Raw genomic sequence first — 430 nt, 5'->3', positions numbered from 1 at the left:
CAGTGGGCAGTTCTGATGGCCACCAGCGGGAAGAAACACTGGCCGCCTATGGGCAGAACTCAATGGCCCTTGACAGAGTGGGTCTTGAACATCACCCAGGCCCGCTACGACGCCTACCGCGCCGGGCAGCCCGACCCCTACGGCCTCGCCCCACCGGAGGAGCTGGCCCCAGATACCCAGGATGAGAACGCAGGCGGGCGGCGGACAATGGAAGCCGAGGCACTGCACCAACGAAGGAGCACCGCATGAGCACCCCCACCGCCACACGCATCCCCGTAGGCGTGAACGATCAGGCGGGTGATCGGCCCGTGCTGCTGGCCGTGTCCTATCTGCGGGTCTCGACACGGGAGCAGGCCGAGCGCGGCGGCACCGACGAGGGCTTCTCGATCCCCGCCCAGCGCGAGGCCAACCAGCGCAAGGCCGACGAACT

At 67.9% G+C, this 430-nt stretch carries 1 protein-coding gene and 1 pseudogene; both read left to right on the top strand.

Translation table 11 applies throughout. The features are described from left to right. Positions 1-84: 84 nt before the first annotated feature. A complete protein-coding gene (locus KVS67_RS11640) occupies positions 85-249 on the top strand; it encodes a hypothetical protein (protein ID WP_217565410.1) in 165 nt (54 codons plus the stop codon). Next, positions 246-430 (top strand): annotated as a pseudogene (locus tag KVS67_RS11635) (recombinase family protein); the annotation flags it as partial. The gene KVS67_RS11640 and the pseudogene KVS67_RS11635, both read left to right, overlap by 4 nt.

This window comes from Micrococcus sp. GbtcB5 (assembly GCF_019091605.1).
Classification (GTDB): Bacteria; Actinomycetota; Actinomycetes; order Actinomycetales; family Micrococcaceae; genus Micrococcus; species Micrococcus luteus.
This window is presented reverse-complemented; position numbering and strand designations above follow the sequence as displayed.